The 9,549-nt window shown below is 71.2% G+C and carries 7 protein-coding genes; 4 read left to right on the top strand and 3 right to left on the bottom strand.

Annotation, left to right across the window (positions count from 1 at the left end; genetic code table 11):
* Positions 1–1,016: 1,016 nt before the first annotated feature.
* Positions 1,017–1,835: a thioredoxin domain-containing protein gene (locus tag ACFWAR_RS09415; protein WP_385774798.1), complete on the bottom strand. Its 819-nt coding sequence runs from the start codon at positions 1,833–1,835 to the stop codon at positions 1,017–1,019.
* 328 nt (positions 1,836–2,163) lie between these two features.
* Between ACFWAR_RS09415 and ACFWAR_RS09410 the strand changes: the two genes are divergently transcribed.
* Complete coding sequence (locus ACFWAR_RS09410; RefSeq protein WP_385774796.1) at positions 2,164–3,798, top strand: lytic murein transglycosylase; 1,635 nt, start codon at positions 2,164–2,166, stop codon at positions 3,796–3,798.
* 187 nt (positions 3,799–3,985) lie between these two features.
* Here the strand turns inward: ACFWAR_RS09410 and ACFWAR_RS09405 are convergent, their stop codons facing one another.
* Positions 3,986–4,189 carry a cold-shock protein gene (locus tag ACFWAR_RS09405; RefSeq protein ID WP_112451444.1) on the bottom strand — a complete coding sequence of 68 codons (204 nt, stop codon included), beginning with the start codon at positions 4,187–4,189 and terminating at the stop codon, positions 3,986–3,988.
* A gap of 237 nt (positions 4,190–4,426) precedes the next feature.
* On the opposite strand from ACFWAR_RS09405, the gene ACFWAR_RS09400 reads away from it, so the two are divergent.
* Positions 4,427–5,275, top strand: coding sequence for a menaquinone biosynthetic enzyme MqnA/MqnD family protein (locus ACFWAR_RS09400; protein ID WP_385774794.1), 849 nt, complete (start codon positions 4,427–4,429; stop codon positions 5,273–5,275).
* Positions 5,276–5,297: 22 nt separating this feature from the next.
* Here the strand turns inward: ACFWAR_RS09400 and ACFWAR_RS09395 are convergent, their stop codons facing one another.
* On the bottom strand, positions 5,298–6,353 hold the full coding sequence (locus ACFWAR_RS09395; RefSeq protein ID WP_385774792.1) for an alpha/beta hydrolase: 1,056 nt from the start codon (positions 6,351–6,353) through the stop codon (positions 5,298–5,300).
* A 100-nt stretch (positions 6,354–6,453) separates the two neighbouring features.
* Here ACFWAR_RS09395 and ACFWAR_RS09390 point away from each other — a divergent pair, with 100 nt between their 5' ends.
* Together ACFWAR_RS09390 and mqnC are read left to right on the top strand one after the other, a co-directional pair.
* Positions 6,454–8,229: a serine/threonine-protein kinase gene (locus ACFWAR_RS09390; protein ID WP_385774790.1), complete on the top strand. Its 1,776-nt coding sequence runs from the start codon at positions 6,454–6,456 to the stop codon at positions 8,227–8,229.
* 110 nt (positions 8,230–8,339) lie between these two features.
* Entirely contained in the window at positions 8,340–9,539 is a 1,200-nt protein-coding gene (gene mqnC / locus ACFWAR_RS09385) for a cyclic dehypoxanthinyl futalosine synthase (RefSeq protein ID WP_385774788.1), read from the top strand.
* Positions 9,540–9,549: the final 10 nt, after the last annotated feature.

The raw sequence follows: 9,549 nt of genomic DNA, 5'->3' as shown, positions 1-9,549 counted from the left end.
CACGCCCCTGCCGGGCATGTCGCCGTCGGTGCTGTGGACGTGTGGGGGGGGGGGGGGGGGCGTCGCGGCTTCGCCGCGTTGGGCGGGTGCTTCGCGGGGGCGGGGTCGGGGAGGGTCCGGGGGCTGCCCGCCAGTTCCACTGTCTCTCCGTGCCGGTGCGACCTGTCAAGGGCGCTCCCTGCGGTCGCGTCGCTACGCGATGGCCTGCGGCCACCCTTGACAGGCCACCCCGTCACGGAAAGCCAAGAACTGTCGGGAAGCCCCCGAAGGAAGGGCAGGGGGGACATGGACCACTAAACGGGATTCCGGACGATGGGGCGGGGGCCCTGGGTGCAGCCCTTGCCGCGCCCTCCGGGCGAACAAGCCACAAGCACGCCCTCAGATCGCTACGCGCTTCTCCGGGAGAAGCGTCTGCGGGCTGTTTGGGGTGGGTGAGAGGCGAGAACTCGGTGAGGGCGAGCATGGGGCCGGTCTGAGGCCGTCCGCCCCTCGAATGCACACTCCAAATAACCACAAAAGGGGCAAACTGCGGAGGTTTGGGGGGTGTTGAGTCCCCATCGTCACCAGACCCGTCTCCTGCTCGGTTGAGCCGAGCTTCCACCCCTCCCGCACCGCCCACCAGCCCCGCACAGCCCGCAGACGCCTCTCTCGGAGAAGCGCGTAGCGATCTGAGGGCGTGCTTGTGGCTTGTGTCTGTGGTCTGTCGCCCGAAGGGTGCGGTAGAGGCTGCACCCAGGGCCCCCGCCCCATCGCCCGGAACCCCGATCGGAGATATCGGTCCCCCCTGCCGTTCCTTCGGGGGCTTCCCGACAGTTCTTGGCTTTCCGGGGTGGGACGGGCGGTCAAGGGTGGCCGCAGGCCATCGCGTAGCGACGCGACGAAGGAGCGCCCTTGAGGGCCCGGCCCACCCCGGAGAGACAGTTGAACTGGCGGGCAGCCCCCGGACCCTCCCCAACCCCGGATGCGCGAAGCCCCCGCCAAACGCGGCGAAGCCGCGCTCACCCCCGCCCAGCCCCCTACTTCTTCAGGGTCTCCGTCACCAGTTGCTTGAACTCGTCGCCGGTGATCGAGTCGATGCCCTTGCCCGAGAGGACGTTGACCTGCTTGCCGTTGATCTCCACGTCCGGGGTGCCGTTCTTGCCGCTCGCGTAGAAGGACTTCGAGACCTTGTCCACCCACGGCATGTAGGTCAGTTCCTTCACGGCCTTGTTGAAGGCCGGGGTGCGCAGGCCCGGGACCTCGTCCGCCAGCTTCAAGAGGGTGGCGGTCGAGCCGAAGGTGTCCTCGGCCTCGTCCTCCGGGTGGTTCTTGTAGAGGACCTGGAGGTAGTCCATGAACTTGTCCGGGTTCTCGTTGACCGCCGCACCCAAGGCGTTCAGGGCGTACTTGGAGCCCTTCCCGCCCAGCTTGCCGTCGAGGAAGCTCGCGAAGTGGTACTCGACGCGGTAAGTGCCGGCGCCGGCCTGTTCCTTGAGGGTCTTGCCCAGGCCGACCTCGACCCCGGCGCAGAAGGGGCAGCGCGGGTCGAGCCAGATGCTGACGACGTCCTTCGCGTCCGCCTTGCCGTACGGGACGACGACGCCGTCCTTGCCCGAGGTGTTGGCGGGCTGGATGAACGGCTTGCCTTTGGATTCGGCGGAGTCGGCGGCGGCGGAACTGTCCGATTTCGACGCGTAGATGCCGACTCCCACCGCGATGGCGAGTACGGCGACCAGCGCGCCGCCGACCGTCAGGCGCCCGCGCAGCTTGGCCTTGCGCGCCGCGGCTTCGCGCTCCAGGCGGAGCCGCTCCCGGGCGTCGCGGCTCTGCTGGTTCCTCTTGCTGCTCTTGGCCATGGAGACAGCCTAGGGAGGTGAACTGGCACATACCTGGGCCATTGGGACTTTTCTCCCCGGGCCTTAAGGCCCGGGCCGGGGGTCGAACGGTCTGCGGGTGAAGAAGAGGCGAATGGTTGTCACATGTTGGTGGCCTGACGGCGAGTCGTGCGCAAATACCTGATAGACAGTGAATATTCATGGGTCGTCCGGCCGCGCACTCACATGTCCACGGCTGCCTCGGGGGGATTGCCGCACTGTGAAGCCTCTTCACCGTCATCTTGTCAGCACGTCGCGCAAGGTCCTGTGCACTGCCGCACTGGCCGCCAGTCTGACCACGGCGGCGGTCGTGACCACCGCGCCGACGGCCGACGCGGGCGAGGCCGAGCCGGGACCGGACAGCCCGCAGGCCAATGACCGCGGCAACGCGCGCCTCGACCTGCCCGACCTGGTGGCCAACCCGCCCGCGCAGCCCGGTTCCGGTGCCCCCGAGGGCGCCAGCGGGATACCCGCGACCGCCCTCGACGCCTACCGCCGGGCCGAGATAGCCGTCGGGGCCGCGCTGCCCAACTGCAAGCTGCCCTGGCAGCTGCTCGCGGGCATAGGCCGGATCGAGTCCGTCCACGCCTCCGGCTACGGCCTCAAGGCGGACGGCTCCACGGAGAAGCCGATCCGCGGTCCCCGCCTGGACGGCAACGGCTTCGCGACCATCAAGGACACCGACAAGGGCGCGTGGGACGGGGACACCGAGTACGACCGGGCCGTGGGCCCGCTCCAGTTCATCCCCTCGACCTGGCAGACCTGGGGCGCCGACGGCAACGGCGACGGCAACCGGGACCCGAACAACATCTACGACGCCGCGCTCGGCGCGGGACTCTACCTCTGCGCGGGCGACCGGAACCTCTCCGACCCGGGGGACCTGGACAAGGCGATCCTGAGCTACAACAGCTCCCGCGAGTACGTGAACTCCGTGCTCGGCTGGATGCGCCAGTACCAGGCCGGCGTCGCCGACGTCCCGAACCCGCCCCCGGGGAACTTCCCGACGCCGCCGCCCGGGTCGCTGCCCACCCCGCCGCCGCGCCCGCCCGTGACCCCGACGGCCCCGGTGACCCCGCAGAAGCCGCCGACCGTGCCCCCCACGGTCCCGCCGACGAAGCCCACCGAGCCGACGAAGCCGGTGCCCGCGACGGTGAGCGAGCTCGCGGTGGTCGGCGAGTCGAAGATCACCGCCGAGGCGGGTTCGGTCTTCGGTACCGCCGCCAAGGTGAAGGCGGTCCTGAGCGACGGCAAGCCCGCCGCGGGCGAGACGGTCACCTTCAAGGTCGAGGAGGACGACACCTCCGGCACGGTCTTCGAAGCCGACGGCAAGACCTCCGCCGTGGTCAAGACGGACAAGGACGGCATCGCGGTCGCCCCCGCCCTCAAGGCGGGTGCCAAGGCGGGCGAGAAGCAGGGCGCCTTCACCCTGCGCGCCACCCTCGACAATCAGGGCAAGGGCAGCGCCGCGGGCAGTCAGCCCTTCACGGTGAAGTTCACCGGGACGGTCACCCCCAAGCCCAAGCCCGCCCCCGTCGTGGACGCGCTGACCCCTACGGACACCAAGCCGCTCACGGCGGTCCAGGGCTCCAGCTTCGTCCGCATCGAGTTGAAGGCCACGGCCGAGGGCGCCCCGGTCGCCGGGACCACGGTCACGGCCGCGCTGGTCGAGAAGGACGAGAAGGGCAAGTGGGTCCCGGTGGACCCGGCCGCGCGCACCCCGTTCTTCAAGGGAGCGGACGGCGCGGAGCTGCACACGGTGACGCTGGCGCCGACCGGGGCCGACGGCCTGGTCACCGTGCCGGACCTGTTCACCGCCTCGGTCCCGGGCGCGGCCGCGGCTCCGGTCGCGCCGGGCACGTACCACCTGCGCCTGGTCACGGCGAACGGCGTCGAGCGGGTCCTGGACCTGATCGTCACCGCGGCCCCGGCCACCCCGGCGACGTAACCGGACAGAAGTAGCGGACGCGGTGCGAGGGGGGCGGGACCCGTCGGGTCCCGCCCCCCTCGCGTGCGTCCGCCCCCGGTGACGTCCCGGGGTAAAAGGCAGGAGCCCCGCCCCCTCCGCTCGCGCGGAGGAGCCAGGGCTCCTTGGGTACTGCATCTCCAACCCGCGATCGGGCTGGCCCAGGCGACTAGGCCGGGGTGACGTTCTCCGCCTGCGGGCCCTTCGGACCCTGCGTGACGTCGAAGTTCACGAGCTGGTTCTCCTCAAGGGAGCGGAAACCAGCCGCGTTGATCGCGGAGTAGTGGACGAAGACATCCGGGCCGCCGCCGTCCTGGGCGATGAAGCCGAAGCCCTTTTCAGCGTTGAACCACTTCACGGTTCCGGTAGCCATGAGCCCTCCTATGGGCCAAAGGGTCGCCCTGCTCCAGAACCTGCTAAGAAGTCTGAAAACTACAAAAGCCTGCGGGTCACATGCTCCGCAGGCCTCGTACTGCAAGGGAAACCAAACTGCAACTTGCGTCGAGCCTAGCACGCAGACTGCGGGGTCGACCAGAGGGAAAGATCACGTCACCCGGACGTTTGAGGCCCGTCCGAAGGCTGACGGGAGGACGGGGGCTAGTCTCGCGATGTGGACGTCTATCGCAGCCGGCCCAGGGTCGGCCACATCCAGTTCCTGAACTGCCTCCCGCTGTACTGGGGCCTGGCGAGAACGGGAACCCTGCTCGACCTGGAGCTGACCAAGGACACCCCGGAGAAGCTGAGCGAGCGGCTGGTCCGGGGCGAGCTCGACATCGCTCCGATCACCCTCGTGGAGTTCCTCCGCAACGCCGACCAGCTCGTCGCCTTCCCCGACCTCGCGGTCGGCTGCGACGGCCCCGTGATGTCCTGCGTGATCGTCTCGCAGGTGCCGCTGGAGCAGCTCGACGGGGCCCGGGTCGCGCTCGGGTCCACCTCGCGCACGTCCGTACGACTGGCCCAGCTGCTGCTCGCCGAGCAGTACGGCGTGCGGCCCGACTACTACACCTGCCCGCCCGACCTGGGGCTGATGATGCAGGAGGCCGACGCGGCCGTACTGATCGGGGACGCGGCCCTGCGGGCCTCCCTGCACGACGCGCCCCGGCTCGGCCTCACCGTGCATGACCTGGGGCTCATGTGGAAGGAGTGGACGGGGCTGCCGTTCGTCTTCGCCGTCTGGGCCGCCCGCAAGGACTACCTGGAGCGCGAGCCGGCCATGGTGAAGGAGGTCCACGAGGCCTTCCTCTCCTCCCGGGACCTGTCCCTGGAGGAGGTCACGAAGGTGGCCGAGCAGGCGGCCCGCTGGGAGGCCTTCGACGCGGAGCTGCTGGAGCGGTACTTCACCACGCTCGACTTCCGCTTCGGCGCGGAGCAGCTGGCGGGCGTGCGCGAGTTCGCCCGCCGGACCGCCGCGGACACCGGCTTCGCCGAGGACGTGGTGGTGGAGCTGCTGGCCCCCTAGCGGGCCGGGCCCCGGCTCCGCCTCAGCCCGTGGGGACCGGCGCCTGGAGGTGGGCGCTGATCCACTTCATGGTGCCCTCGCCCATGCCCCGGATGTAGGTCTTCGCGTTGTGCTCGCCACCGGCGATGACCTGCAAATGGGTCTTTACGGGACCCTTTCCGTAATTCCTGATGAATTTCTCCACGTTCGGCTTTCCGCTTTCCTTGCTGCCGACCTGGAAGGCGAGATAGACATCGGGGCCTTCCTTCGTCGCGAGTTCCGCGGCGAGGCGTTCGGGATTGTTCGCCTGCCGCTCCTCCTCGTATCCCTTCCACAAGGGGGAGTCGGGCACGGTGTCCGGGCCCGAGGCGATCACCGCCTTGAATTGCTCCGGCTTCTGGAGAACGGCCTTCAGCGCGGCGAAGCCGCCGGAGGAGGAGCCCATGAAGGCCCAGCCGTCCCGGGAGCGGAAGGTGCGGAAGTTCGCGCGGACCAGGTCCGGCACGTCCTCCGTGAGCCAGGTGCCCATCTTCGGCTGCCCGGGGATGTCACTGCCGTCATAGAAGTGTGATTTGTCTGGATTGAGTACCGGCATCACCACGATGAAGGGCAGGCTCCGGCCGTCCTTCGACCAGGCGGCGATGCTGCTCTCCAGCCGGAGGCCGGCGGCCATCCAGTAGTTCTTCGGGAATCCCCGACCCCCGGGCAGGGCGATCAGCACCGGGAAGCCGCTGTGCGCGTACTGGGATTCGAAGTACTGCTTCGGGGCCCACACCCAGACTTTCCCCGTGAAGCCCGATTTCTGACCCTCCAGGGTGGTCACGCCGATCGTCGTCCCGTCGGCGAGGCTGCTCTCCTCGTGGAACTCCGCCTCCGGGCCGGTCGGCAGCTGGGTCAGCCGCTCCGCCTCGGCCACCGGGTGCGGGGTGACGCTGCTGGTGGGGGCGCTCGTCGGCGCCGAGCTCGGGGCATCGAAGCGGACCCGGCCGCCCTGGCCGGAGCAGCCCCCGAGGGTGAGGGCGAGGCAGGCGGTGAGGCAGGCGGTGAGCAGGGCGGATGCCCTGACCGCCGGTTCCGCCGTGGTCGTGCGCGGTCTCATGCCGATCACCGTGCCACGGATTCGGCGCCTCCGTGGGCCGACAGGGCCTAGTGTGCTGAGCCGTCAGCCATGCACGGGGAGCAGAGGACGGGGGGACGCGATGCAGCCGCTCGAAGCCGGCGAACCGCGCACGATCGGGTCGTACCGGCTGCTGGGCCGGCTCGGCGCGGGCGGCATGGGCCGGGTCTACCTGGGGCGCAGCGCCGGTGGCCGGACGGTCGCGGTCAAGATCGTGCACCCGCACTTCGCCTCGGACGACGAGTTCCGGGCCCGCTTCCGGCGCGAGGTCGCGGCCGCGCGCCGGGTGGGCGGCGAGTGGACCGCGCAGGTGCTGGACGCCGATCCGGAGGCCGCCGTCCCGTGGGTGGCCACCGCGTACGTCGCCGGGCCCTCCCTGGACCGGGCGCTCGCCGCGCACGGGCCGTTGCCGGAGCACTCGGTCCGCGCGGTGGGCGGGGGGCTGGCCCGCGCCCTGGTGGCGGTGCACGCGCTGGGCCTCGTACACCGCGACGTGAAGCCCTCCAACGTGATGCTGACCCTGGACGGGCCGCGGCTGATCGACTTCGGGATCGCCCGGGCCACCGACGGCACGGCCTCGCTGACCTCCACCGGGGTGTCGGTCGGTTCGCCCGGCTACATGGCGCCCGAGCAGATCCTCGGCAAGGGGGTCACCGGGGCCAGCGACGTCTTCTCGCTCGGCGCGGTCCTGGCCTTCGCCGCGACCCGCCTGCCCCCCTTCAGCGGGGACAACGCCGCCACCCTCCTCTACAAGGTGGTCCACGAGGACCCCGACCTCGACGGGATCCCGGCCGGGGAGCTGCGCGACCTGATCGGTGCCTGCCTGGCCAAGGCGCCGGGGGAGCGGCCCGCTCCGGAGGCGATCGCGGTGGCGCTGGGCGGGGCGCTGGGCGCGCCCGGCTGGCTGCCGGGGCCGCTGGTGGAGGACGTGAGCCGGGCCGCGGCGCGGTTGCTCGACCTGGACGCGGACGCGGACCCGGGGCCCTACGCCTCGGGGCCGGTGCCGTTCGGGGCGTCGCCCTACAGCTCGGACGCGCTGGGCGGCTTCGGGCCGGCGGACTCCTCGTACGAGGCCGAGCGGGCCGCGGCCGCTCCGGCGGGCCCGTACGGCCCGGCCGTGCCCACGGTCCCCCCGGGACCGCCGACCGCGACGGGCACCGGGGGCGCGGCCGGGAGCGCGGCCACCGCCCGGGACGGCGGGGACGGGGACCGGCGCGGGCTCCGCTTCACGGCGGCCGGGCGCCGGATGAGCTGCACGCTGGTGCTGGCGGTGAGCGCGGTGCTGGCGCTGGGCCTGGGCGGCGGGCTGTACGGGCTGGGCCTGCTGCCCGGGAGCGGCGGCGCGCACGAATCGGCGGCGGGCCGACCGAACCCGCCGGCCTCGACCCCGGGCGGCGGCCGCTCGCCCTCCGGGGCGCCGTCGGCCTCGCCGCTCCCCTCCGCGTCCGGCTCCGGCGCCACCGGCGGACCGTCCGCGCCGCCGACGCGGAGCACGCGGGACGACGTACCGGGGGAGTTCGTCGGCACCTGGAAGGGGTCGATCACCACGAACCTCGGTCTTCCCACCCAGTTCGAGATCACCATCCGGCAGGGCAAGAAGGGGGCGGTGGTCGCCCGGGACCACTCCGTCGTGGACATCCTGGGCACGACGTACGACTGCAGCGGCGACTGGAAGCTGTCCGTCGCCACCGACCGGGCCCTGGTCCTGGACACCGCGGGCGGCCCCAACCCGCACCCGGGCGTCTGCGCCCCCGGCTCCGCCGACGAGCGCTTCACCCTCAACGAGGGCGGCACCCTGCACTACCGCTCGGGCGACCGGGCCGCCGGAAACCCGGAGGGCGACCTGACGAAGGGCTAGGAGGCGTGCGGCGGCTCTTCGCGGCGGCCCCCCGCAACCGCACCGCGGCGCTGGCGTAGGCTGGATCGGTCCGGACAACCCTTGACACACCGCCGAAAGGTGACGCACCGGTGACCGACCAGGCCGCTCTCCAGTCTGTCCTCGACCGTGCCGCCGCAGGGGGCCGGATCACCCAGCAGGAGGCCCTCGACCTCTACCGCGACGCGCCGCTGCACGCGCTCGGCCAGGCGGCCGACGCGGTGCGCCGCCGCCGCTACGCGGGTACCGAGCACATCGCGACGTACATCATCGAGCGCAACATCAACTACACCAACGTGTGCGTCACGGCGTGCAAGTTCTGCGCCTTCTACGCGGCCCCGAAGGACACCAAGAAGGGCTGGTCCCGGGACCTCGACGACATCCTGCGCCGCTGCGCGGAGACCGTCGAGCTGGGCGGCACGCAGATCATGTTCCAGGGCGGCCACCACCCTGACTACGGCGTCGAGTACTACGAGCACCACTTCGCCGCGATCAAGAAGGCGTACCCGCAGCTGGTCATCCACTCCCTCGGCGCGTCCGAGGTCGAGCACATGGCCCGCATCTCGGGCGTCTCGGCGGAGGAGGCCATCAAGCGCATCCACGCCGCCGGCCTCGACTCCTTCGCGGGCGCGGGCGCCGAACTCCTCCCGGCGCGGCCGCGCAAGGCGATCGCCCCGCTCAAGGAGTCCGGCGAACGCTGGCTGGAGATCATGGAGATCGCCCACGGGCTGGGCGCGGAATCCACCTCCACGATGCTGATGGGCACCGGCGAGACCAACGCCGAGCGCATCGAGCACATCGCGATGATCCGGGACACGCAGGACCGCACCGGCGGCTTCCGCGCCTTCATCCCGTACACCTACCAGCCCGAGAACAACCACCTCAAGGGCCGGACGCAGGCCACGGTGTTCGAGTACCTGCGCATGATCGCGATCGCGCGCCTGTACCTCGACAACATCGCGCACATCCAGGGCTCCTGGCTGACGGTCGGCAAGGAGGCGGGCCAGCTGGCGCTGCACTACGGCGCCGACGACCTCGGTTCGATCATGCTGGAGGAGAACGTCGTCTCCTCGGCCGGTGCCAAGCACCGCTCGAACCGCCAGGAGATCATCGACCTGATCCGCAAGGCGGGCCGGACCCCGGCGCAGCGCGCGACGACGTACGAGCACCTGCTGGTCCACGACGACCCGGCGAACGACCCGGTCGACGACCGCGTGGTCTCGCACATCTCCTCGACGGCCATCGAGGGCGGCACGGCGCACCCCGAGCTGAAGCTGATCCAGGCGAACTGAGCCCGGCGAA

It is taken from the genome of Streptomyces sp. NPDC059917 (assembly GCF_042730635.1).
Classification (GTDB): Bacteria; Actinomycetota; Actinomycetes; order Streptomycetales; family Streptomycetaceae; genus Streptomyces.
This window is presented reverse-complemented; position numbering and strand designations above follow the sequence as displayed.